Source organism: Bacteroides sp. BFG-606 (assembly GCF_024788145.1).
GTDB classification, from domain to species: Bacteria; Bacteroidota; Bacteroidia; order Bacteroidales; family Bacteroidaceae; genus Bacteroides; species Bacteroides vicugnae.
Map to the genome: position 1 here is coordinate 4,416,292 of NZ_JANUIL010000001.1, position 25,637 is coordinate 4,441,928.

The window sequence follows — 25,637 nt, forward strand, 5'->3', positions numbered from 1 at the left end:
ATACAGAAATGAAGAAATGAGGATGAGAAAGTTATTTTTAACGGCTATATGTATTTTGTGCAGTCATTGGTTATGGTCCGGTGAGATATGGGTTTCTCCCAAAGGTAATGACTTGAATGATGGAACCCGTCAGTCTCCCAAAGCAACGCTGACTGCTGCTTTACGGCAGGCGCGTGAGTGGCGGAGGACGGAAGATGACCGTGTGCAGGGAGGAATCACTGTTTATATGGAGGGTGGAATGTATGCTCTGTATGAGCCGGTTTTTATCCGTCCGGAAGATAGTGGGACAAAGGAATCACCAACGGTGATCCGTTCGGCAGCCGATGAAAAGGTGGTATTGAGTGGAGGAATCTGTATTAAGAATTGGAAGAAACAAGGAAAGCTCTGGGTGGCAGATGTGCCGGCATTTAATGGGCGTCCATTGGATTTCCGTCAGTTGTGGGTGAATGGAGAAAAGGCTGTCCGTGCCCGTGATGTAGAGGATTTCGAAAAGATGAACCGTATTTGCAGCGTGGATGAAAAGAATGAAATTCTTTATGTTCCTGCGGTTGCGGTGCGCAGACTTATGGATCATAAGGGAAAAATGAAGGCTGAATATGCCGAAATGGTAATCCATCAGATGTGGTGTGTGGCCAATCTTCGGATTCGGTCTATTGAGGTGCAGGGAGATAGTGCGGCGGTACGTTTTCACCAGCCGGAAAGCCGGATTCAGTTTGAACACCCTTGGCCGCGTCCAATGGTGACGACAGACGGACATAATTCTGCTTTCTATCTGACGAATGCCCGTGAACTATTGGATGTACCGGGCGAATGGTATCACGATATGGATGCCCGCAAAGTGTATTATTATCCACGGGAAGGAGAGAAGATGCAGGAGGCGGAAGTGATGGTACCCGCCGTTGAGACGTTAGTGCAGGTAGAAGGTACTTTGGATCGTCCTGTGTGTCATATTCGTTTTGAGAAAATTACTTTTTCTTATACTACATGGCTGCGTCCGTCAGAGAAAGGACATGTGCCTCTTCAGGCAGGCATGTATCTGACGGATGGGTATCGGATTGATCCGAAGATGCAACGGGATTATCTGAATCATCCGTTGGATAATCAAGGATGGTTGGGTCGTCCTGCGGCTGCTGTCCGGATAGCTGCTGCCAGGCAGATTGATTTTGAGCGTTGCCGATTTGAACATTTGGGTTCTACCGGACTGGATTATGAGGAAGCGGTGCAGGGCGGTATTGTTCGTGGTTGTTTCTTTCGCGATATTGCAGGAAATGGTTTGCTGACCGGTAGTTTTTCTCCGGCTGCTCACGAAACGCATTTGCCTTATGATCCTGCTGACCGCCGGGAAGTATGCACACACCAGCAAATCAATAATTGCTATTTCACGGAAGTTGGGATTGAGGACTGGGGATGTCTCGCCATTGCTGCGGGGTATGTGAGTGATATTAATATCGAGCATAATGAAATCAGTGAAGTTCCTTATAGTGGCATCAGTCTTGGTTGGGGATGGACACAAACTGTGAATTGTATGCGTAATAACAGAGTTCATGCAAATCTGATTCATCATTATGCGAAACACATGTATGATGTAGCGGGTGTTTACACGCTCGGTTCACAGCCCAAAAGCTATGTAACGGAGAATTGTGTGCATAGTATCTATAAACCGGGTTACGTGCACGATCCTAATCATTGGTTCTATCTTTATACGGATGAGGGTTCTTCTTTCATCACTGTTCGTGACAATTGGACGGAGGGAGAGAAGTATCTGCAAAATGCCAATGGTCCCGGAAATGTATGGGAGAATAATGGTCCGAAAGTGGATGATGCTATTCGTGAACGTGCAGGATTGGAAGCAGGATACAAGGATTTGCTGAATATTCGATAGTGATTGGTAAATCATTTAACTGCAATATGCGGTTCGTTCCACAGATATGGAACTAAAGGAAAACACTTGTAGAACTAAAGGGAAACAGATGTGGAACTAAACATCAACTATTGTAGAACGAATTGTTTCTTATAACACAGTCAGTTAATAATAGTAAGAATAATGAAAAAGAAATATATGATATTGCTTAGTGTCTTGTCTTTGGCAAGCAGCACATTTGCCCAGACCTGGATCTGGTATCCGGGAGATTATGAAATCTGGCTGGGAAATCAAATGAACAACCGTCGTACGGAACGGGGGGCATTTTTCCCTCCTTTCTGGAAAACGGACAGTCATTATGTAGTCGTAGAGTTCAGCAAGCAACTGAATCTTTCCGAGCCGGAAGAGATCTTTATTGCTGCGGAAGGAAAGTATAATGTCAAGCTGGATGGAAAGCTTCAATTCGGTATGCCGGAGACGATGCCTCTTCCTGCCGGTAAACATAGCTTGAACATCAAAGTCTGGAATCAGGCTACTCCTCCCACTATTTATGTGAAAGGGAAGACGGTGAATTCTGATTCCTCCTGGCGAGTGACATACGAAGATAAAGAATGGATTGACGAGAGCGGAAAAGCCAGTGATACATCTGCTACGATCTATATGGATGCCGGATGCTGGAACTTTGACGGGGCTACCCAACTTCCTTCCCAATTCAGTCTGATGCGTGAACCGAAGCAACCTGTTGCGAAGACAGTACAGGCTGAAGGAGGTATTCTTTATGATTTTGGAAAAGAGACATTCGGATTCATCACATTGAAGAATCTTTCCGGAAAAGGAAAAATAGAGATTTATTATGGTGAAAGTCCGGAAGAAGCAAAAGATAAAGCATATTGTGAAACTTTGGACAAACTGTTGTTAGAGCCGGGACAAGTGACTGACCTCGCCATCCGCAGCACTTCTCCTTTAAATAGTTCTGATAACGAATATACGTTGGAGAACAGTAAAGCTTTTCGATATGTCTATGTTACCCACGAACCGGGTGTACAAATAGGAGAAGTATCCATGCAATATGAATATCTTCCTGAAGAGTATCGTGGAAGTTTCCGTTGCAATGATGAAGAATTGAACCGTATCTGGGAAGTGGGGGCTTATACTATGCATCTCACTACGCGCGAGTTCTTTATTGACGGTATCAAACGTGACCGCTGGGTATGGAGTGGTGATGCTATCCAAAGTTATCTGATGAATTATTATCTTTTCTTCGATAGTGAATCCGTGAAACGTACGATCTGGCTGCTTCGTGGCAAAGATCCTGTGACCAGCCACAGCAATACGATCATGGACTATACTTTCTATTGGTTCCTTAGCGTATATGATTATTATATGTATAGTGGCGACCGCCACTTTGTCAACCAACTGTATCCACGTATGCAAACGATGATGGATTATGTATTGGGACGTACAAATAAAAATGGCATGGTGGAAGGTATGACCGGTGACTGGGTATTTGTGGACTGGGCGGACGGCTATCTGGATAAAAAAGGAGAACTTTCTTTTGAGCAAGTTTTATTTTGCAGAAGTCTGGAAACAATGGCTTTGTGTGCTGATTTAGTCGGGGATGAGATTGGGAAGCAGAAGTATGAGAAGCTGGCTGCTGCTCTGAAAGCAAAGTTAGAACCTACTTTCTGGAACAATCAAAAACAGGCATTTGTACATAATCGTGTGAATGGTCAGCAAAGTGATGCTGTGACGCGTTATGCCAATATGTTTTCTGTATTCTTCCAGTATCTGAACGCAGATAAGCAGCAAGCCATCAAGAACTCTGTTCTTCTGAATGACAGCATTCTGAAAATCACAACGCCTTATATGCGTTTTTATGAATTGGAAGCTCTTTGTGCTCTGGGTGAACAGGAGGCTGTCATGAAGGAAATGAAAGCTTATTGGGGCGGTATGTTGAAGGAGGGTGCTACCTCTTTCTGGGAAAAATACAACCCTGAAGAAACTGGAACGCAACATCTTGCCATGTACGGCCGTCCTTATGGCAAGAGTCTGTGTCATGCCTGGGGAGCAAGTCCTATCTATCTGCTCGGCAAATATTATTTGGGTGTGAAACCAGTGAAAGAAGGATATAAGGAGTTTACTATCGCTCCTGTATTGGGAGGACTGAAATGGATGGAGGGTACTGTACCCACTCCGAATGGCGATATCCATATCTATATGAATGGCAAAATGATGAAAGTGAAAGCAACAGAAGGGAAAGGCTATCTGACAATCAATAGTCGTCGTCCGCCCAAAGCAAATATCGGAACACCGGAGAAAGTATCGGAAGGAGTGTGGCGTCTCTGGATTGATTCACCCGAAGAAAGAATTGTTACCTATCATTTATAATTCATTGTTAATTAGTTAGTGGAGTAGTCCTTGATTAACGGATCCTCTTTTATAGTGGAGATTGTTAATCAGGGACTTTTTTCGTAAATACATTTAGGTTTTCTAAGTTATTTGCTACATTTGCTCTTTATAAAGATAGCAGCAAGTAATACACTTTTTGTTCTTTTGGAAACAAATAAACAAAATCCGAAGAATGCAAAACAAGATTGTTCCATATACTAATACAGATGATGAAAAACTCTTTGCCTTGATCGAACAAGGCGATAAAAGAGCTTTCACCCAAGCTTATGAAAGATACCATAAACTATTGTATGTATTGGCTTACCGTTATTTAATGAGTTCCGATATGGCAGAAGATGCAGTACAGCATGTCTTCACCCGTTTGTGGGAATTCCGTTCAGAACTGCGTGTTGGAATCAGCCTGAAGAATTACCTATTCACTATGACAAAAAATTATGTCTTAAACTTGATTCGTAATGAAAACAGTGCGATTGCAAAGAACTATGAGATGGCACAAGCTGCTTCACCTTACGAAGATAATCTGATAGAGAATTTAGAGAAGAAAGAATTGATGTCCAGCTTTTATAAGGCAGTAGATATGCTTCCTGCACAGAAACGGGAAATCTGTTTAATGAAAGTTCAGGAGGAACTGACGAATCAGGAGATAGCGGAACGGATGAACTTATCCATAAATACCATCAAAACGCATTATTCGGAAGCCTTGAAACTTCTCCGTATTCATTTAAGTAAGATGTTAATAATTGTTGTATTTACCACTCTGATGACTGTTTTGAGTGTCCATTTAATAAAGTGATAAAGATGAATAGACCTACAGATAAACAAATAGAAGAAGTACTGGCAGGAATTGCTACCCCGGAAGATGCAAAGTTAGTAGCCGAATGGTTTACCACCGAAGAAGGCAGTGACTATCTGGAAGCTGCAATGACACGGGATTCGGAATTGATAAAAAATGAAGTAGCAGATTTGTATGTGAATCATGATATTCCTTCCAGGCAGATGTTAGAACAGATACGAAAGAATATTCGGGTGAAAAAACTGAAACGCATTTGCTTCAGAGTGGCGGCAGTGTTGATACCCGTACTATTTATTATCGGATTCTATATACAACTGAACTCTAAAGTTGACCTGTTCGGAACTTCTGAATATGAAGAAGTCGTTGTAGGCAAAGGAGAACGGATACAAATCATGTTCCAGGATGGAACAAGGGTGTATATCAATTCTGATTCGAAGCTGAAATATCCAAAGAAATTTGCTTTGAACACCCGCGAAGTTTTTCTTGAAGGAGAAGCCTATTTTGTGGTAGCCAAGAATAAAAACCGTCCTTTCATTGTCAATCTGAATGGTCCTGCGATTCAGGTAGTGGGAACCTCTTTCAACGTACAGGATTATCCGGAAAACAAAGACATTGTGGTATGTCTGGATGAAGGAAATATAAATCTGGCTCTTCCTACTGAAAAGAAATATCCGGTGCGTCCCGGCGAAAGATTGATCTATAATAAGGAGAGCAATGAATGCACTATTTCCAGAATGGATGATATGCGCCGTTTGTCAATGTGGAAACAGAATGTGATCGTATTTAAAGACACCCCGCTGCCGGAAGTAATCAAAGTGTTGAACCGCTGGTATGACGTGGATTTTAAGATAGAAGATGAACGTGCCTTGACCTATGTGTATACTTTGACATCCGACAATACTTTACTGGAAAAAGTACTGATGGATCTGGAAAAGATTGCTCCGGTGAAATTCGATTATAATGAAGATAAAAAAGAAGTCATCGTGAAAATGAAATAGTATAAGCACTTAAATAAAAAGTATAATATGAATAAAGAAGTTGATTTGTCTGTATCTTGTTATGGAAAAGTAAAAGATAGGAGATATGACATCGTGGTATTGCCATGGGGAGCTACTGAACCTCATAACTTACATCTGCCTTATATGACGGATTGTATTCTTTCTCATGATGTAGCAGTAGATGCCGCCTTGATAGCTCAAAATAAATATAATGTAAATTGTATGGTAATGCCACCTGTGGGGATGGGTTCCCAGAATCCGGGACAACGGGAACTGCCATTCTGTATTCATACCCGTTATGAAACGCAAAAGGCTATACTGGCTGATATTGTGTCTTCTCTTTACGCCCAAGGTATTCGGAAATTAGTGATTATCAACGGCCACGGCGGAAATACATTCAAGAGTATGATTCGTGACCTGTCCGTAGACTATCCCGATTTCCTGATTGCATCGAGTGAATGGTACACTGTATTGAAAGCAAAAGATTATTTTGAGAATCCGGGCGACCATGCGGACGAACTAGAAACGTCGGTAATGATGCATTATCATCCCGAATTGGTGAATTTGGAAGAAGCCGGACCAGGTGAATATAAAACATTTGCCGTGGAGTCTTTGAATGAGAAAGTGGCATGGATTCCGAGAAACTGGAAAAAGATATCTGAAGATACTGGTGTAGGCGACCCGAGAGGAGCTTCTGCAGAGAGAGGAAAGATATTTGCTGAAGCGGTTGCAGAAAAGTATGCAAAGCTCTTTGACGAGTTGGTACACAAGGAACTTTATTAGATTTTGGAAAAAAACATAGTGACGCTATCCTGTTGTGATAGTGTCGGTATCCCTAACTGATAGCGTCACTATATCATCGGGATAGTGACATCATCCCAAGTGATAATAATTAATAATTATAAAAAGTCCTTCCGAATGAAAACCGGAAGGACTTTTTTGTTTCTATTTCTTTTTTTCTTATCCATAAATAATGAATGGTATCTCATTGGAAATAAGCAAACTAGCTGGATTAACTTTTTGATAAACAAAAAAACTTCGAAAAAAAACGTATATTGCCTCACCCGCTTCTTAATCTCGTGTGTCCACTAAATACAAAGAGATTAAGAATCAATTTATAACTTTAAACAAACTAAGTATGAAGAACAGAGTATTGCTTGTATTGTTATTGAGCTTTGCTGTAAGCCTTGCGGCATCAGCTCAAAAAATAACAATGAATCTTCAGCAAGTCAAGTTGGAGAAAGTATTTTCGCTCATTACCAAACAAACAGGACTTACGGTGGCTTACAGTCGTACGATTGTCAACCCCGAACGAATTGTCTCCGTCCAGGCAAAAGACAAAGACCTTTCTAAAGTCTTAGATGAGTTATTTGCGGGTACAAATGTGGCTTATGAAATTGGGGAAAAGAAGATATACCTGAAAGCAAAAGAAGCCTCCATTGCATCAGTGGGAAATCAGAAAAATAAGAAGATAACAGGAACAGTGACAGACGCCAAAGGAGAACCGGTGATTGGTGCCAGTGTTTTGATAAAAGGAATGGGGACAGGTACTGTGACAGATGTGGACGGTAACTTTACACTGGATGCCCCGGCAGATGCACTTTTAGCTGTTAGTTATATTGGTTATAAAACACAGGAAGTAAGGGTAGGAAGTAAGAATTCATATTCTATTCAGTTGCAAGACGATACGGAAGTGCTGGATGAAGTGGTGGTAGTTGGTTACGGTGTGCAGAAGAAATCGAGCCTGACAGGCGCTGTCGCTTCCATCTCTTCTCAAGATATTAGCAAACAAGTATCTTCCAATGTTGCTTCGACCTTGCAAGGACGTACTCCGGGCGTGGACATCTTACAGCAGGCAGGTGTGGCAGGAGCAGATGTAAATATAGTGATTCGTGGTGCTGCTTCTTTTGGTGCTACCGAACCGTTGTATGTGATTGACGGTGCATTCAGTAATGCCGGATTAAGCTCATTAAATCCCAATGACATTGAATCCATCGAAGTTCTGAAAGATGGTGCGGCAGCTGCCATCTACGGCTCACGTGCAGCCAATGGTGTAGTTTTGATTACTACAAAGAAAGGAAAATCCGGTAAACCCGTTATTCAGATAGACGGCTCGTTTGCATTCCAAACGCCTACCAACATCCCGGATTTTCTGAATGCAGCAGAATGGAGAAATTTTGCGAATATGGTAGCGGATAATAGCGGTTTGCCCCATGCACCGGAAAATGACAATCCGACGAATCCGAACTTGAATACTGACTGGTCAAAAGAATGGATTCAATTTGCTCCGGTATGGAACTTGAATGCCAGTATTGCAGGCGGTGGTGATAATTCAACTTTCAGCACAAGCTTGGGATATCTTGACCAAACAGGTATGACAATCTATTCGGATTACAAACGTTATAACTTCCGCTTGAATACCTCTTATAAAAAAGGTCGGTTCTCATTTACCGAGACTCTCGGATTAACCCATAAGGACAAGACTCCTACAACGGCTTTCAACATCGCATTGCCGACGCTACCTATTTACGACGAGCTGGGACGATTTACTTCCGGTGGCCCCGATTATTACATCAATCCTGAAGATGGCAAGGCGCAGAATAAAATAGCTCCATTGCATTATACGGATCAATTTAATAAAGTAACGGATTTGATCGGTTCTTTGAATGCCCAACTGGATATTTGGGGAGGATTAAAATATAAATTATCATTAAGTGGAAATTATAGTAATAAGCATAATTACACGCATACTCCTGAATACTACACCAAATGGAATTCAGATGGAACTCCTGATAAAGATTATGGAAACACACGCAATAGCGTATCCGAAACAAGGGGTGAAGAATTCACTTACACGATTGACAACTTACTGACTTTCAATAAGACAATAGCTCGTCACTCCATAGACGCTTTACTGGGTACAAGCTGGATGAGAGAATATTATCGCTACATGACTAACTCCACGATTAACGATTTGGGAGGAACGGATATTACCGGATTCCAGAATGAGGATGGTAAAATTTCGGCAGGTGACAGTAATGCGGCATTGCTTTCTTTCTTCGCCCGTGTGAACTATGACTATGACAATAAGTATCTGTTGTCTCTAAGCGTTCGTCGCGATGAGTCTTCTAAGTTCCACAAAGATAATAGAGTAGGTTACTTCCCCTCTGTTTCTGCCGGATGGAATGTGCATCAGGAAAAGTGGTTCCAAAATCCCGTAATGAGTAAATTAAAGATTAGAGCCAGTTATGGTGAATTGGGAGCTAATTTTCTCAACCCTTATAATTTCGATGCCATAGCTTATGGACCTATTCCTTACACTGTGGGCGGAGAACGCTATGTGACAGGACGCGCTGCCTATCTGAAATCGAAAGATCTGAAATGGGAAACTGCAAAGACTACGGATATTGGTATCGAACTGGGTTTCTTCAATAATGACCTGACTTTATCTCTGGACTATTTCGTGAAGAAAAATGTGGATTTGCTGGCACAAATCGACTTGAACCTGTCTTCCGGACAAATCTTTGAAATTAACAGTTCCCGTGAGAAACCGTATGTAAACACAGCTTCCGTAAAGAATACAGGTTGGGAGTTTATGATGAATTACAGGAAACAGTTGACGAAAGACTTTCATATAGACGCAACATTCAACATCGCAACGTTGAAAAATAAGGTGTTGTCATTGGGAGAAAACGTACAGCCGATTACTTCCGGTGCAATGTCCAGTTACTTCAGCGATGCACCTTCCATTACCATGCCGGGAGAAGCTATCGGTTCGTTTTATGGCTACAAGATAGAAGGCTTTGATGCGGAAGGAAACTTCATCTTTGCGGATACGGACAAGAATGGAGTAGTCAATGCCAATGACAAAGTGATTTTGGGTAGTCCTATCCCTGATTTCACATACGGTCTGAATATCAATATGGAGTACAAAGACTTTGACTTGACTGTCTTTTTCCAGGGAGTACAAGGAAATGATATATTCAATCAGAAAAAGTATACCTATTACTTCGACTACTCTAACAACGTAGTCAAGGATGCCTTGAATGGATGGACAAAGACAAATAAGAATACAGGTATACCTATTATGAAAACTCAAAATACAAGTGGCGGAAATTCATTGCCCAGTGAATTTTATGTGGAAGACGGTTCCTATTTACGCTTGAAGAACCTTCAGTTGGGTTATTCATTACCTAAAAAGTGGTTGGAAGCGATTCGATTCAACAAACTGCGCGTGTATGCAGGCGTACAGAATCTGTTTACGCTTACCAAATATTCAGGTTACGACCCCGAAGTTAGTTCGAACGTATTGTTTTCACGTGGTATTGACATCAGTTCATATCCCAATGCCCGAACATTTACCTTTGGTTTTAACGCATCATTCTGATAACTAAAAATATGATTTATATGAAAAACTATAAGAAAGTATATGCCGCATTAATCTTGGCAGGCGGCTTGATATTACACGGATGTAATGGCATCTTCGATGAACTGGCAATTAATCCGAATCAGCCGAGTATGGGAGCTTATTTCACCAGTCCGTCTGCTGTAAATGACGCAGTGATGACTATGTACGGGTATATGTCTACGCAGCGTTGCCTGGGAGCTTCCGGCTCCAAAACAACGATTATCCGTTCTGATGAAGCATCATCCAACTCGGATTATGGGAAACCGGGTATGTTCGGGGCAGACCTCAATGCCAGTTACTACACTATCGAACAGCCTTATACATTGATGTACACTACTGCATCTCAAGCGTCATATATCATTGAAACAGCTCCGTCTGTTGACTTCAGTGGTAATGAGGAACTACGGAATGCATACATGGGGGAAGCCTATTTTTGGAGAGCATTTGCGCACTATTACTTATTGATTAATTTCCGGAATATATCTCCGATCAGACAGATGCCGCGAAATGGTGATGACTATGTACGTCCGTTAGAGAAACCTGCCGCTGTATGGAATTTTATTCAGGAAGACCTGTCACATGCCAAAGAATTGCTACCCGCAAAAGGATACTGGGACAGCAAAAATGCAGGTCGTGTAACAAAAGCTTCTGCAGCCGCTTTATTGGGAAAAGCCTACCTCTATCGTAGTGGAATCGAATCATATTATGGTGAAGATAAGACTACATTTTACAGTGAAGCCGCCAAAGAATTTGCCGACATTATAGATCGAAAGTATGGAGCTTATGACCTGACCAATAATTATGCGGATAATTTCGATGTCGCCCACGAGAATAACGAAGAATCCATTCTTGAATTCCAGTTCCTGGGCGATGTGGACAATGCGGGATTCAATCCGGGACTTGCCACTTCCGGTCTGGCATTCGATTCACGTGGTTTGATGCTGCCGGGAGCAGGAGTAGGTTATGAAGGAGTAGTGCATAATTGGCTTTACAATGCATTTGTAAATTCCATAGATAAGGACGGTAACACTGATATCCGTATGTTCTCTACAATGATATTCAATGACTTGGACGCGAATATACATTTGAGAAAAGATGCCGGCGGACAGTCGGTACGTCTGAAAGGTCCCGGCGGCTACAAATGGGAAGAACTTTACCCGGCAAAGAACGGAAAAGAAGGGTTTGCCACCGTATCCAATCCATTGGCACATCCATTTAAAGCAGGTATAAAGAAAGGTATTGATTGTTCCATGCCTACACAGACAGAAGCGGATGGTACTCCCAAACTGATAGGGGTAGGTGCGGGTGTCAAAGAATATGTCTATAATCAGCCTCGCGCGCACGGTGTGAACTGGCGGTATATCCGTTATGCAGATGTATTGATGATGTATGCGGAAGCCGTCGTAAGCGGTGGCGCACAAGCGTCGGACATGACTCCCTTGCAGGCAGTGAATAAAGTACGCGGACGTGCCAACCTTAGCGATTTGCCTTCTGTAACCATGACTGATATTGAGAATGAAAGAATCCTTGAATTTGCTTTAGAAGGACATCGCTTCTATGATTTACTCCGTTGGGGCAAACTATCCCGCCGCTTTGCAGAGTTGCAGGAATCCGATCCTAACTTCAAGAAATTCGTATCTGCAGATGATTTCAAAGGATTTGTCACCAACAAACATGAATGGTTGCCGATTCCTATTAATGAAGTGAATTCTAACCCTTATATCACAGAAAATAATCCGGGATATTAAATAAGAAAGAACTAGCATGATAAATATAAAAAATATGGCGGTACTACTCTTCAGTTTGTTAGTACCGGGCCTGACTATTGCCCAAACAGAAGTACTTTACAATGGTATACACTTGCCTGAACAGTGGCCTCCCCGTTATGGGGAGCCACAAAAGGCACAAGATATGCCAGTGCCTTATCTAAAGCAGAAACCTGAAGTTATCTCTGTAAATGTAGGTAGACAGTTATTTGTTGACTCATTTCTGATTGCAGAAACCAATCTGGAAAGGATTATCCATACTCCCCGGTTCTACGAAGGAAACCCGGTACTCGGACCAGACAAAGAATGGGAGAAGACAACCGAAGGCGGACTCTATGCAGCTCCCTTCAGTGACGGGATATGGTATGATGAAAAAGACCAGAAGTTCAAAATGTGGTATCTGGCAGGTGCGGGTGTTCTTCATAAAGGAGACAATCAGACATTCTATACAGGATATGCCGAATCTAAAGACGGTAAACACTGGACAAAACCAACACTGGATATTTGGGACCAAACCAATATCGTAGACACCTGTAATCGTGATGCAGCCACTATTTGGTTGGATAAACGGGAAAGAGATCCGTCTAAACGATATAAAATGTTCAATGTAGAACGCCGTCCCACTGACCGTCGGTGGCAGTTTGTCCTGAAATATTCGTCCGATGGGATTCATTGGGGAGAAGGAGTGGCGCAATCTGGTGATTTATACGACCGTTCATCCGTATTCTACAATCCTTTCCGTGATGTCTGGGCATTAAGTATGCGTTATGGAACCAATGTCTCTTCCCGCTCGCGTAGCTATCTGGAAAACAAAGACCCTGAAGAAGCAGTAAGTTTTGCACATCGTATCCGAAAAGGAGTACCCGATAAAAATATAGTCTACTGGTTTACTCCAAGTGATAAGGAGCCACGCCACCCGGAGTTCCCGGAAGTAGATCCGGGCATCTATAATTTCGATGCCATCGCTTATGAAAGCGTTATGCTGGGACTGTACAGTGTATGGCAAGGCCCGGAAAATGGAGTTTGTGCCAAACTGGGTATCCAGAAGAAGAACGAAATCTTCCTGGGGTACAGTCGTGACGGTTTCCATTTCTACCGTCCCTCTTTCAAGCCTTTCATGGCAGTGAATGAGACGGATGGAGCGTGGAACTGGGGCAATATGCAGTCTATCAACGGTGTGCCTTTAGTAGTGGGGGATTCACTCTATTTCTATTCCAGTGGACGACAAAAAAACGAGATTATGTGGGACAGCTATACTTCTACGGGACTGGCAACTTTGCGCAGGGATGGTTTTGTCTCCATGCATGGAGACAAAGGCGGATACCTGCTGACCGAGAATCTTAGTTTTGATGGCAAGTACCTCTTTGTCAATGCAGACGTAAAAGGGAGTATGTTCGTCGAAGTCTTGGATGCAGATGGAAATCCATTGGAAGGATTTACCCGGAAAGACTGCGTCCCCGTGAAGAAGACAGATAAAACCAAACAACTGATTACATGGAAGAAACACCAGGATATAGCATCGCTCATCGGGAAAAACATCCGATTGAAATTCTACTTGGATAACGCTGATATTTACGCATTTTGGATTTCTCCATGGCAAACAGGTGAAAGTCGCGGATATACAAGCGGTGGCGGACCCGGACTGTCTGCCAGTGGGATAGATGTCCCTGCGAATCAATAAAAGATAAATGACTATGAAACGTTTATTTTATACATTATTCTTTTGCCTACCCTGTATGCTGATAGCCTGTGGTGGTAGCGATGATACTCCGGGTGGAGGTGACAATCCACCGGTAGTAGTTCCGCCTGACGAAGAACCGACCGACCCACGGTTACTATACAATGGGATTCGTTTACCCGAGCAATGGCCTCCGGTACGTTCCTCTTCGTCCGAATTAGAAAAAGGGATGTCTCCTTTTTATCTGTCGGACAAACCTTCTATCATCCATATTTCGATAGGACGCCAGTTGTTCGTAGATAATTTTCTGATAGAATCTACCAATTTGAAACGTACTTTCTATTATCCTGAATATTATTCGGGCAATCCGATATTGACACCGGATCAGGAGTGGGAGAAAACCGGAACAAAAGGTGCCGCCTTTGCCGCTCCATTCAGCGATGGAGTGTGGTATGACGAAAAGGAGGGAAAATACAAGATGTGGTATATGGCAGGCGGTGGTTCTTATGCAACCAGCGGAGCAGGAGTGACTTGTTATGCAGAATCGACGGATGGTATTAACTGGACAAAACCGATTCTTTCGGTCGTCCCCGGAACCAACATTGTTGACTATAACTCGGAACGTGATGCATCTGTTGTCTGGGTAGACAAACAGGAAAGTAATGCTTCGAAAAGATACAAAATGTTTTTAGTGGCGAGGGAAGCCGGAAAATGGAGATATAATTATAAAACTTCTTCAGATGGTAAAGTATGGCGTGCTGCAACCCAATCGGAACCGATTGCCGACCGTTCTACAGTCTATAAAAATCCGTTCAGAAACGTATGGGTATATAGTATGCGGCACAATGTCCGGGTAGATGCAAACAAATTAGTACGTGCCAGAGATTATTATGAAAATATCGATCCACAGGCTGGTACAAAGAAAGCAGAAGCCTTATTGAGTGCGTTTTGGTTCGGTCCATGGGCCAATGAACAACGTCATCCTGACTATCCGGATATCGCCCCTGCAATATACAATCAGGATGCCACTCCTTATGAAAGTATTATGCTGGGATTCTTCTCTGTTTGGCAAGGTCCGGAAAATGATGTCTGTGCATCTGATAATGTGATTAAGAGAAACCAGATAATGGTAGGGTATAGCCGGGATGGATATAGTTGGTTCCGTGAAGACATGAATCCTTTCCATGCAGTGAACACGACCGCATCGGATGCCTGGAATCAAGGTAACTTACAATCTGTGGCCGGAGCTCCGTTGATTGTGGGCGATAAGCTCTATTTCTACTTGAGTGGCCGACGTTTGAGAGGAACACAAGAAATCACTACCACCGGACTGGCTATGCTTCGCCGGGATGGATTTGCATCTATGAAGGGGACAGGGGAGTTGCAAACCTCCTTACTGAAATTTGATGGTTCTTACTTCTTTGTGAATGCCAACGTTGCAGGAGAAATGAAAGTTGAGCTTTTAGACTCCGATAACAAAATAATTGAAGGCTTCTCCAAAGACGACTGCAAAGTCTTTAAGGGTGATAATGTAAAAGCCAGGATCGAATGGACCGGCAATGTTTCGTTAGCCTCTCTTAAAGACAAACAAATAAAAGTGAGATTCTATATTGACAATGGTGAAATTTTCGCTTTTTGGATTTCTCCTTCCACGAATGGGGAAAGTATGGGCTATACTGCGGGTGGAGGTCTAGGACTGAATATTTCCGGAATAGATAAAACCAATTAAAAAGTAAATGCTATGAATAAAGTAACTTGTTTAGTATCACTGATTTGTATCCTTCTGTTTTCTTCATGCGAAGAAGATAAAGTCTATTATAATACTGCGGCAAAAGCAGACTTCACCATCGGTGAAGATATGTACGAATTGGGACAGACTGCTGTCTTTAAAGATGCTTCCATTCCCGATGAGGGAAATCAGATTGTGTCTTGGCTATGGGAATTCGGAGATGCGGCAAAGTCTGTTTCAATGGAACAGAATCCTACCTTTATCTATCAGTCGGATGGCACATTTACCATCAAACTGACCGTTACTGACAATAACGGATTACGTGCCAGTGTAAAGAAAGATCTCACGATTCTGGACCCCGCAAAAGCAATTAATGTGATGTGGCAAAAGGAGATGGGTGGCCCGATTGAAAACACCGTTTCACCTGCATTATCAGCAGATGGCAAGACTGTTTACATGATAACCGATCAGACTTCTACCGGAGCTTTTGATGTGAAACTGTTCGCTTATGATACTTCCAATGGGGCTCAAAGATGGGCATTCGATGTGACCGCCAAGATGAACGAACTGAATCCCGGCGGCGGAGCCAGTATGGTATATGCAAGTCCGACCGTAGGACCCAATGGAGATATATACATAACAGTCCGTGACTTGAAACCGGCGGGTGCGGAACATCCCCGCGCATTATTCCTGTTTGCCGTAGGAAGTGATGGTAGTATGAAATGGGCATATAAAGCCGCAGATTCTAACTTATACGCAGTGACTCCGGCTATTGATGCTTCAGGTAATATCTATTTCGGACATAGAGGTAAGAAATTGATTGTCTTGAGCCCGGCAGGTAATGTTATCAAAGAAATAGCTTTGGATATGGAAGTATTGTCCGGTGTATCCTTATCTAAGAATGGAACGATTTATTTCGGTTCTTCCGGTAAAAACGGATATTTCGGTTATGACTTCGCTACGGGTGCTCAACAGTTTGTGTACCAGAAAGATTTGGGCGGTACAGCATTAAAGGGAAACTCCTATACGGTAGGAGCGGACGGAACAATCTATACCGTAGCCGAACTGACTACAGGTGGTGCCATAGTAGCTTTGAATCCTGATGGAACAGAAAAATGGGTATATAAAACTCCGGGAGCTATAATCAACGGTGGTGTTGCAATCGGTGCAGACGGAACAATTTATGCCAATGGCGGAAAAACGGTTGCCGATGAAGTTTCGGCAGGTGTTGTCGCTCTGAATACAGACGGTTCTCTGAAATGGCATTACGCTACGACAGATGATGTAAACAACTGCGTTCCGGTGATTGATAACAGAGGATATATCCACATTATTTCGGATAAAGCCGTTTACTATATTGTGAAGCAGGATGGTAGCTTGCTAGCTTCCGCCGAATTGGGAGTCAAATGTTTCTCCAGCCCGGTGATGGACTCAAAAGGATATTTATATGTGGGAATCGAAGCTGTGGCAGGTGCATCGGATATGGTATGTATCTCGTCAGGAGCAACTTCCTATGCTGACTCTGCATGGCCTATGAAAGGACAGAATCCCCAACGTACCGGTTTACAAAAGTGACAATCCTGCTAACTGGAAAATTATGAAGAGATATTTATCATTGGTCATTCTCTTATCCTTCGTATATGCAGGGTTGATAAAAGGACAACCTGGCCGCATACTTTTTGTAGATACGATAGAAATTGAGAAAACAGATCTCCAACGAATACATCATCTTCCTCTTTATTATTCAGGTAATCCTGTTCTGAAAGCCGATAAGAAATGGGAACTGAATATAAACGGAGACCCCTATGCCGCTCCTTTCAGCGGCGGGGTATGGTATGATGAAACGGATCGGAAGTTTAAGATGTGGTATTCTGCCGGTGGTGGCAAGTTATTAGGACTTGTCACCTGCTACGCAGAGTCTTCGGACGGAAAGAACTGGATAAAGCCGGAACTTACTATTGTTCCGGGCACAAATATAGTGGATACGCTGGAACATGATTGCGTTTCGGTATTGCTAGACAAATTTGAGAAAGATTCTGCCAAACGTTATAAAATGTTTGTTGTAGAATTTAATAATCGCTCCACTGTCAGTATGAAACTCAAATATTCTTCCGATGGGATTCACTGGAGTGCTCCCCAAGCACTTTCAGGTGAACTGTACGACCGCTGTGCGGCTTATTATGATCCGTTCCGCGGCAAGTATATTTTATCGTTGAAAACAATAAATGACATTTACCGTCGTTCACGTAATTATTTGGAACACGAAGACCCGGAAATGTTGGTTAGTCTGGCACACAGGGTATATGATAACCAAAGTGACAAATTTATCCGGTATTGGTTTCATGCCGACGACGATGACCCGCGTCATCCTCAATTTTCGGAATTGCGTCCACAGATATATAACCATGAAGCAATGCCCTATGAAGGATATATGCTGGGATATTTTACAGTTTGGCAAGGACCGGAGAATAATATTTGCGACAGTTTGAATATTCAAAAAAGAAATGAAGTATTGATAGGCTGGAGCAAAGACGGTTTCCATTGGAACCGGGAGAACAAAACTGCTTTCCTTCCGGTAAGTGAAGATTTTCATGCATGGAATGCTGGTAATGTGCAATCCACTGCGGGCAATCCTCTCATTGTGGGAGACTCTCTTTATTTCTATGTCAGTGGACGCTATAATAGCAAACCCAAGCATGATTCGAACTTTGCCACCGGATTGGCAACACTCCGTCGGGATGGCTTTGTCTCTATGAGATCGGAAAAGAAAGAAGGCTATGTGATAGTAAGAACTCTGATTCCGAAAGATGGAAAATACCTGTTTGTCAATGCAGATGTGAAAGGAACTTTAGCGGTGGAAGTCTTAGAAGAAAACGGGCAACCTCTGGAAGGATTCACAAAAAAGGATTGCACACAGATAAAAAATACGGATAAGACAAAACTAATGATTTCATGGAAGAAGCATTCGGAACTGGAATCTTTAAAGGAAAGAATGATTCGGTTAAAGTTTTATCTGAATAAAGCCGATTTATATTCATTTTGGATTTCCGCATGGCAAACAGGTGAAAGTTGTGGTTACACAAGCGGTGGCGGACCGGGCTTATCGGACAAGGGGATAGATGTCCCCGTGAATTAAATAGAGAAATAACTAAATATATTGAACTTAAAAAATTATATGATGGAAAAGATTATAGGATTAATCAATGCCCCTTTTACTCCGTTTTATGAAAATGGAGAAGTAAATTATGAACCTATCGAGGCATATGCAAAATTGCTTATAAAAAATGGTTTGAAAGGTGTTTTTATCAATGGCTCCTCCGGAGAAGGCTATATGCTGACCGATGAAGAACGGATGAAACTGGCGGAACGCTGGATGGAAGTTGCACCGAAAGATTTTAAAGTGATTGTGCACGTGGGTAGTTGCTGTGCAAAGTCGAGTCGGATGTTGGCAGAACACGCACAGAAAATCGGAGCTTGGGGAATTGGTGCTATGGCACCTCCTTTCCCTAAAATCGGACGGATAGAAGAACTGGTAAAGTACTGCGAAGAAATTGCCGCCGGAGCACCGGAACTTCCATTCTACTATTATCATATTCCTGCATTTAACGGAGCATTTTTGCCGATGCTTGCTTTCCTGAAAGCAGTTGAGAACCGTATTCCTAATTTTGCAGGCATTAAATATACTTTCGAAAGTCTGTATGAATACAATCAATGCCGCTTATATAAAGATGGTAAGTTTGATATGCTTCATGGACAGGATGAAACGATTCTTCCTTGCCTGGCAATGGGAGGTGCACAAGGGGGAATTGGTGGGACAACCAATTATAATGGCATAAACCTGGTAGGAATTATTGATGCATGGAAAGCTGGCGAACTGGAGAAGGCCCGTGAACTGCAAAACTTCTCGCAGGAAGTGATTAACGTTATCTGTCATTTCCGTGGAAATATTGTTGGCGGTAAACGCATCATGAAGCTGATTGGCCTTGATTTGGGCGGTAACCGTACTCCTTTCCAAAATATGACTGTTGAGGAAGAAAAACAGATGAAAGCGGAACTGGAAGAAATACATTTCTTCGATCGTTGTAATAAATTCTAATAGGAAGAAAGTATGAAGAATATAAGTGAATATATACAGCATTGGGCGGATACCTACAAGAATGATATGCAGAATAATATCATGTCCTTTTGGATGGAACATGGATTGGACACAGTGAATGGCGGTTTATATACTTGCGTAGACCGCAACGGCACATTGATGGATACCACAAAATCCGTTTGGTTTCAGGGACGTTTTGCTTTTACTTGTTCTTATGCCTATAATCATATCGAAAAGAACCCGGCATGGTTACATGCAGCCAAAAGCACGCTTGACTTCATAGAGAAGCATTGCTTTGATACGAACGGGCACATGTACTTTGAGGTAACAGCAGACGGACGACCTTTACGCAAGCGGCGTTACATCTTTTCCGAATCATTTGCAGCCATAGCGATGTCCGAATACTCCATTGCATCAGGAGATAGAACTTATGCAGTAAAAGCGCTCGAACTGTTCAAACGTATGCAGTATTTTCTGCAAACTCCCGGATTGTTAGCACCTAAATATCTGGATACACTTCCCATGAAAGGACATTCCATCACCATGATACTGATAAATGTAGCTTCCCGGATTCGGGAAGCTATTCAGGACGAATGTCTGACACTGCAGATTGATGAATCTATCGCTCAATTAAAAAATGATTTCTTGCATCCCGAATTTAAAGCCTTATTGGAAACAGTAGGACCGAACGGTGAGTTTATAGATACTAATATGGGGCGTACCATCAATCCCGGACATTGTATTGAAACAGCCTGGTTCCTATTGGAGGAAGCAAAATTGCGAGGTGAAGATAAAGAGATAGAAAAACTGGGATTGCAGATTTTAGACTGGTCATGGGAGTGGGGCTGGGATAAAGAATTTGGTGGCATTATTAATTTCAAAGATTGCAAAAATCTTCCCTCGCAAGATTATGCTCAAGACATGAAATTTTGGTGGCCGCAAACAGAAGCAATTATCGCTACTCTCTATGCCTATCTGATAACGAAAGAAGATAAGTACTTGGAAATGCATCAGCAAATCAGTGAATGGACCTATACCCATTTCCCGGATAAAGAATATGGAGAGTGGTATGGTTATCTTCACCGGGATGGTACGGTAGCCCAACCGGCAAAGGGAAATTTATTTAAAGGTCCTTTCCATATTCCCCGCATGATGACAAAAGGATATATGCTTTGTGAGGAAATAATGTCTGAAACAAAAAAAGAAATAAAATGATTGTATCCAATTTACAACATAGCCAACGGGTGGAGAAACTTCACCCGTTGTTCAAGCAACTTTTCGATTATGTGAAATCACATGACCTGCTACACGAAGAACTGGGAACTATCAGACTGGATGGTGATAACCTGATTGTCAATAACATCTATCCTGAATGTATTGCTGAAGGGAAACGTTTGTTAGAACTGCATCATGATTATATAGACGTGCACATCTTACTTGAAGGTACAGAAACCATTGGTTGGAAAGCCCTTGAAGAATTAAAAGTGGAAAGGCAAGCTTATGATAAAAAGAGCGATTGTGCTCTCTATGGTGATGTTCCCACTACTTTCATCAATCTCTTACCCGGACAATTCGTCATTGTATACCCGGAAGACCCCCACGCTCCGGCTATCGGTAAAGGCTGGATACGCAAACTGATAGCCAAAGTAAGAGTTTAAAAAAACAGTCTCAAAAATCTTTTAAATACAACTACCATGAAAAATAAAAATATTTATCCATGGGTAGTAGTTGCGTTGCTTTGGGTAGTAGCGTTGCTCAACTACATGGATAGACAAATGCTTTCTACAATGCAGGAAGCAATGAAAATAGATATTGTAGAACTGACAAAAGCAGAAGCTTTCGGCGCGTTGATGGCTGTATTTCTTTGGATATATGGCTTTATGAGTCCGGTTGCCGGTATCATAGCAGACAGGATCAGTCGTAAATGGCTAATCGTCGGGAGTTTATTTGTTTGGTCTGCCGTGACTTTCCTGATGGGATATGCAACGTCATTCGAACAATTATATGGTTTGCGTGCTGTGATGGGGGTTAGTGAAGCATTGTATATTCCTTCCGCTTTATCGCTGATTGCCGATTGGCATCAGGATAAATCACGCTCGTTAGCTATTGGAGTACATATGACCGGACTATATGTCGGTCAGGCTATTGGCGGGTTTGGTGCTACAGCTGCGGCTGCTTTTTCCTGGCAGAGCACTTTCCATTGGTTTGGAATCGTCGGTGTTGCTTATTCTGTAGTCCTTATCTTCTTCTTGCATGAGAATCCTATTCGGATGAAAATAGAAAAAGTGGTTGTAAGTGGTGTTAGCAAAGGCGATTCGATAGGGAAAGGGTTATTACTGCTATTTTCTAATATTTCTTTTTGGGTGATATTGTTTTATTTTGCGGCTCCGAGTTTACCCGGCTGGGCCACAAAGAACTGGTTGCCGACTCTATTTGCCGAGAACCTGGATATTCCGATGTCGCAGGCAGGACCTATATCAACGATTACCATTGCTTTGTCTTCATTTGTCGGAGTGATACTTGGTGGATTTTTGTCAGATAGATGGGTGCTGAAGAATATTCGTGGACGTGTGTATACGGGAGCCATCGGACTGGGGATGACAATTCCCGCCTTATTGTTGCTAGGTTTCGGACATGGGTTTGTCAGTGTCATAGGTGCGGGATTGCTGTTTGGCGTTGGTTTTGGTATTTTTGATGCTAATAATATGCCTATTTTATGCCAGTTTGTTTCTGCTAAATATAGGGGAACAGCGTATGGAATTATGAATATGACAGGAGTCTTTGCAGGAGCAGCCGTAACTCAATTACTGGGAAAATGGACAGATGGAGGAAGTTTAGGTGAAGGATTTGCCATGCTAAGTATTGTAGTTGCGCTTGCACTAGGATTACAATTGTACCTTTTAAGACCTAAAACAGATAATATGGAATGAAAATTTATGGGTATTACTTTTGTAAACTGCAGATTAATAAGGAGCTAAACTGATTTTAGGTTTCTTTAAAACGTGGCGGGAAATTTGAAAAAGACGATTGTGTTTTTCAAATTTCTCGCTGTCTTTTGAAAAGAACCGATGAAGAAGTGACAGGTGTGACAGAGGATTTATAACATTCGCGATTTTTTTTTATTAGAAAATATAGATAGAAAAATAAAAAAGTAATAAGTTGCAATTCCTCTGTCACACCTGTCACTTTTTGTTTTAATTTTAGGTATACCAAAAAAGAAAGTGGTAAAAGAGAATCGGCTACAGGATCCTGCAGCCGATTCTTGTTGGAGGCCATTCATTATTAGTACTAACCATCATTCATAGAATACCCCCTTTCATATATAGTCAGTCTAGTCAGCAGCGTGGTACGGGTGTGTAAACCAGAAGCAGGAACCTACTCCTTCAGTCGAATCCACGCCAATTTCTCCTCCCATCTGGGAAACAATGCTCTTACAAATAGAAAGTCCGAGTCCTGTACCTTGGGCAAAAGTATTCAGTTTCACAAAACGTTCAAATACGCTCTTTTGCTTTTCTTCCGGTATTCCCATTCCTGTGTCGTGCACATAGAATTTTATTTTCTGATGGGATATTTGTTCGTAGCCAAGGGTGATAGTGCCTTGCCGGGTGAACTTTAATGCATTATTTATAAAGTTACTGATTACTTGGGTGAATCTATTCTTATCTGTGTAGATATAACATTCCGGCAGTATCTCCTCAAAAATCAGTTCAACGCCTTTATCCACTTTCATACCCATTGATTTGATGATTTCAGAGCAAGTCTCGTTTACATCTACGTTGGTATATACAAAATTAAATGTTCCGGCTTCAATTTTCGAAAGATCGAGAATGTCCGATATCAGTTGCAAAAGAAGTTCATTATTCTCTTGCACGATTTTGATATATTCCTGCCGTTCGCTTCTGCTGTCCGTTTCAGCCAACAAGCTGGAAAAGCCAACAATAGCATTGAGAGGAGTACGGATCTCATGACTCATATTGGCCAGAAAAGCCGACTTCAGGCGATCCAGTTCTTCCGCTTTATCGCGGGCAATAATCAATTTCTGTTCAGTCTCTTTCAAAGGCGTGATGTCGTAATTGATACATAGCATCTCAATAACGCCGTCTTGCGGACGGTAATCTCTGACCATTACATTAATACTGGTCCATGTATATTTACCATTTTCTCTGCAGACACGAACTTCTTTGCGCAAACTGGTTGCTTTTCCTTCTTTCACTTCGCGTACAAAGTTCTTCAGAACCGCCTGATCTTCAGGAACCACATGAGCATATACTCCGATAACCTCCGGCATAGGAATACCTTCCTTTTCTCCCAAATTCCTGTACCATGTATCCTGGGCATACCCGTCTCTTGTCAGTACATTGAAATGGGCAAACCCTACCTTGGCATAATCACCGATCAGGAGAAACAGATTTTCAAATTCCTGTATCTTAGTGTATGCATTGGTTGTCTCTGTCGTATCTATATTGATAAATAGATAGTTGATAAATCGGTTTTGAGAATCATAGAGAGCGGTAACTTTAGTAGTAAGATTGATAATCCCTTCCCTATGAGTGTCTACATACTGATTTATTTTTGCGAAATCATAATTAATGGAGAAATTTACATCTTCTTTGGCTTTCAACTTTTCTTTCACCTCTGTGGGGATATTAGGATTGTCGAACAAATTAATTCCTAGTGCCTCATTCTTGTCAGATAAACCAAATATTTCAAGTTCTTTATCATTGATGTCTACCAGATAGCCATCTTTATCATAAAGTTCGACACCTGCCGGAAGATTCTTGTAGATGTTTTTCAATATCTTTTCGCTGTTGTCCAAAGCAATACGATCTTCTTTGGCCTGCAACTCCGATTTCCGTAATCCGATGCAAATACTGATAATATTTGCGAGGGAGGAGAAGCATTGATAATCCACATTGCTCCAGCTTCGTTGTGTTCTTACCATATCGATTCCCATGTAGCCCCATACTTCTTCTTTGGATATTAAAGGGACTACCATCAGTGATTTAATATCCTGCATTTCTAATGTACGGCGATATTCTTCTGCTTCTTTTGGCATGTCATCCAGAGTGTTCAGGATAATTGCCCTTCTTTCGGCTATCTGATGATTCCACCAAGTAGACGGGTCCCAAGGGATATTACTTAAGAAATCCTGTTCTTTGGAGATGCCTTCGGCTGTGGCTTCATAAGTACAGTCCTGGCGTTGTTTTTTTCTGTTTATTTCGAAGATATAAATACGATCACCCTGAAACTGTTTGAGGAGATCTCCTAATGTCTCGTTAATCACTTGAGTCACATCATCACATTGCAGAAACGCAAGCAATGAATATGAAATATTATTCTGCTGATAGAGCAAACTGCTGACTTGAAGGAAATCAATGTTTCCATTTGAATTATCGATAGGTCTGTCAATATATTGTAGAAAGCCGGTCATATTCCTGTATCCCTCTTTATCAGGCTTCTGGAAACTGATTTTGGAGTACACCCAAATTTCCCCGTCTTTTGCCCGGATAGGAAACATTTGTTCGTAAGTCTGTAAATTGGATAAGGACAGGTATTCGTTTTTAAGACGTAGCCGATGGTCTTCACGTATTCTTTGATGGAATTCGGTGAAACTGATACGGTTACTTTTAAGACCGAGTAAGACTACAATAAAGTCAGAGCAGATATATTCTTGATTCTTCAAATCTGACTCCCACCATCCCATTTTGGCCATTTGTGCTATCTGAACGTATTTTTCATAGTCATAATTTGTTTGTTCTTTCATATTGTCTGCTCTTGTTTTCTGTTTTTATATTCTAAGACACTAGCTGGCAAAGATAAGTATAACTTTTAAATAATGAGGCGTTTGTGTATCATCGCGGGAGGAAAATGGAAGTCTGGTGCCGAAAAGTGGAAAAAG

Annotated in this window: 16 protein-coding genes; 15 read left to right on the plus strand and 1 reads right to left on the minus strand. The window is 42.0% G+C overall.

The window, feature by feature from the left end; genetic code table 11:
- The first annotated feature begins 22 nt into the window (after positions 1-22).
- The 15 genes from NXV01_RS16585 (at position 23) to NXV01_RS16655 (ending at position 22,668) form a co-directional block, all read left to right on the plus strand.
- Entirely contained in the window at positions 23-1,882 is a 1,860-nt protein-coding gene (locus tag NXV01_RS16585; RefSeq protein ID WP_259022907.1) for a right-handed parallel beta-helix repeat-containing protein, read from the plus strand.
- A 162-nt stretch (positions 1,883-2,044) separates the two neighbouring features.
- On the plus strand, positions 2,045-4,249 hold the full coding sequence (locus NXV01_RS16590) for an alpha-L-rhamnosidase C-terminal domain-containing protein (RefSeq protein WP_259022908.1): 2,205 nt from the start codon (positions 2,045-2,047) through the stop codon (positions 4,247-4,249).
- Between the two features lie 193 nt (positions 4,250-4,442).
- Positions 4,443-5,063: an RNA polymerase sigma factor gene (locus NXV01_RS16595; RefSeq protein ID WP_195650314.1), complete on the plus strand. Its 621-nt coding sequence runs from the start codon at positions 4,443-4,445 to the stop codon at positions 5,061-5,063.
- 5 nt (positions 5,064-5,068) lie between these two features.
- Entirely contained in the window at positions 5,069-6,061 is a 993-nt protein-coding gene (locus tag NXV01_RS16600; protein WP_195650315.1) for a FecR family protein, read from the plus strand.
- A 27-nt stretch (positions 6,062-6,088) separates the two neighbouring features.
- On the plus strand, positions 6,089-6,844 hold the full coding sequence (locus NXV01_RS16605; protein ID WP_259022909.1) for a creatininase family protein: 756 nt from the start codon (positions 6,089-6,091) through the stop codon (positions 6,842-6,844).
- Between the two features lie 355 nt (positions 6,845-7,199).
- Positions 7,200-10,448, plus strand: coding sequence for a TonB-dependent receptor (locus NXV01_RS16610; RefSeq protein ID WP_259022910.1), 3,249 nt, complete (start codon positions 7,200-7,202; stop codon positions 10,446-10,448).
- A gap of 20 nt (positions 10,449-10,468) precedes the next feature.
- Entirely contained in the window at positions 10,469-12,217 is a 1,749-nt protein-coding gene (locus NXV01_RS16615) for a RagB/SusD family nutrient uptake outer membrane protein (RefSeq protein ID WP_259022911.1), read from the plus strand.
- Between the two features lie 34 nt (positions 12,218-12,251).
- Positions 12,252-13,916 carry a hypothetical protein gene (locus NXV01_RS16620; protein ID WP_259022912.1) on the plus strand — a complete coding sequence of 555 codons (1,665 nt, stop codon included), beginning with the start codon at positions 12,252-12,254 and terminating at the stop codon, positions 13,914-13,916.
- A 13-nt stretch (positions 13,917-13,929) separates the two neighbouring features.
- A complete protein-coding gene (locus NXV01_RS16625) occupies positions 13,930-15,642 on the plus strand; it encodes a hypothetical protein (RefSeq protein WP_259022913.1) in 1,713 nt (570 codons plus the stop codon).
- A gap of 12 nt (positions 15,643-15,654) precedes the next feature.
- Positions 15,655-17,217 carry a PQQ-binding-like beta-propeller repeat protein gene (locus tag NXV01_RS16630; RefSeq protein WP_259022914.1) on the plus strand — a complete coding sequence of 521 codons (1,563 nt, stop codon included), beginning with the start codon at positions 15,655-15,657 and terminating at the stop codon, positions 17,215-17,217.
- Positions 17,218-17,239: 22 nt separating this feature from the next.
- Positions 17,240-18,778 carry a hypothetical protein gene (locus tag NXV01_RS16635; RefSeq protein WP_259022915.1) on the plus strand — a complete coding sequence of 513 codons (1,539 nt, stop codon included), beginning with the start codon at positions 17,240-17,242 and terminating at the stop codon, positions 18,776-18,778.
- Positions 18,779-18,820: 42 nt separating this feature from the next.
- The gene (locus tag NXV01_RS16640; RefSeq protein ID WP_259022916.1) at positions 18,821-19,738 is read left to right on the plus strand and encodes a dihydrodipicolinate synthase family protein; all 918 of its coding nucleotides are present in this window, start codon (positions 18,821-18,823) and stop codon (positions 19,736-19,738) included.
- 12 nt (positions 19,739-19,750) lie between these two features.
- The gene (locus tag NXV01_RS16645; RefSeq protein ID WP_259022917.1) at positions 19,751-20,953 is read left to right on the plus strand and encodes an AGE family epimerase/isomerase; all 1,203 of its coding nucleotides are present in this window, start codon (positions 19,751-19,753) and stop codon (positions 20,951-20,953) included.
- The gene (locus tag NXV01_RS16650; RefSeq protein WP_007760210.1) at positions 20,950-21,396 is read left to right on the plus strand and encodes a YhcH/YjgK/YiaL family protein; all 447 of its coding nucleotides are present in this window, start codon (positions 20,950-20,952) and stop codon (positions 21,394-21,396) included. Before NXV01_RS16645 ends, NXV01_RS16650 begins: the two co-directional genes overlap by 4 nt.
- A 36-nt stretch (positions 21,397-21,432) precedes the next feature.
- Positions 21,433-22,668 (plus strand): MFS transporter, encoded by a 1,236-nt coding sequence (locus NXV01_RS16655; RefSeq protein ID WP_217722603.1) that lies wholly within the window; start codon positions 21,433-21,435, stop codon positions 22,666-22,668.
- A gap of 401 nt (positions 22,669-23,069) precedes the next feature.
- Here NXV01_RS16655 and NXV01_RS16660 read toward each other — a convergent pair whose 3' ends face one another.
- Positions 23,070-25,502, minus strand: coding sequence for an ATP-binding protein (locus tag NXV01_RS16660; protein WP_259022918.1), 2,433 nt, complete (start codon positions 25,500-25,502; stop codon positions 23,070-23,072).
- Positions 25,503-25,637: the final 135 nt, after the last annotated feature.

Coding starts and splice junctions, on each gene's coding strand:
- NXV01_RS16655 (WP_217722603.1), top strand. CDS start 21,433: ATGAAAAATAAAAATATTTATCCATGGGTAGTAGTTGCGTTGCTTTGG.
- NXV01_RS16590 (WP_259022908.1), top strand. CDS start 2,045: ATGAAAAAGAAATATATGATATTGCTTAGTGTCTTGTCTTTGGCAAGC.
- NXV01_RS16585 (WP_259022907.1), top strand. CDS start 23: ATGAGAAAGTTATTTTTAACGGCTATATGTATTTTGTGCAGTCATTGG.
- NXV01_RS16610 (WP_259022910.1), top strand. CDS start 7,200: ATGAAGAACAGAGTATTGCTTGTATTGTTATTGAGCTTTGCTGTAAGC.
- NXV01_RS16660 (WP_259022918.1), bottom strand. CDS start 25,502: ATGAAAGAACAAACAAATTATGACTATGAAAAATACGTTCAGATAGCA.
- NXV01_RS16600 (WP_195650315.1), top strand. CDS start 5,069: ATGAATAGACCTACAGATAAACAAATAGAAGAAGTACTGGCAGGAATT.
- NXV01_RS16620 (WP_259022912.1), top strand. CDS start 12,252: ATGGCGGTACTACTCTTCAGTTTGTTAGTACCGGGCCTGACTATTGCC.
- NXV01_RS16615 (WP_259022911.1), top strand. CDS start 10,469: ATGAAAAACTATAAGAAAGTATATGCCGCATTAATCTTGGCAGGCGGC.
- NXV01_RS16630 (WP_259022914.1), top strand. CDS start 15,655: ATGAATAAAGTAACTTGTTTAGTATCACTGATTTGTATCCTTCTGTTT.
- NXV01_RS16640 (WP_259022916.1), top strand. CDS start 18,821: ATGGAAAAGATTATAGGATTAATCAATGCCCCTTTTACTCCGTTTTAT.
- NXV01_RS16635 (WP_259022915.1), top strand. CDS start 17,240: ATGAAGAGATATTTATCATTGGTCATTCTCTTATCCTTCGTATATGCA.
- NXV01_RS16595 (WP_195650314.1), top strand. CDS start 4,443: ATGCAAAACAAGATTGTTCCATATACTAATACAGATGATGAAAAACTC.
- NXV01_RS16625 (WP_259022913.1), top strand. CDS start 13,930: ATGAAACGTTTATTTTATACATTATTCTTTTGCCTACCCTGTATGCTG.
- NXV01_RS16650 (WP_007760210.1), top strand. CDS start 20,950: ATGATTGTATCCAATTTACAACATAGCCAACGGGTGGAGAAACTTCAC.
- NXV01_RS16605 (WP_259022909.1), top strand. CDS start 6,089: ATGAATAAAGAAGTTGATTTGTCTGTATCTTGTTATGGAAAAGTAAAA.
- NXV01_RS16645 (WP_259022917.1), top strand. CDS start 19,751: ATGAAGAATATAAGTGAATATATACAGCATTGGGCGGATACCTACAAG.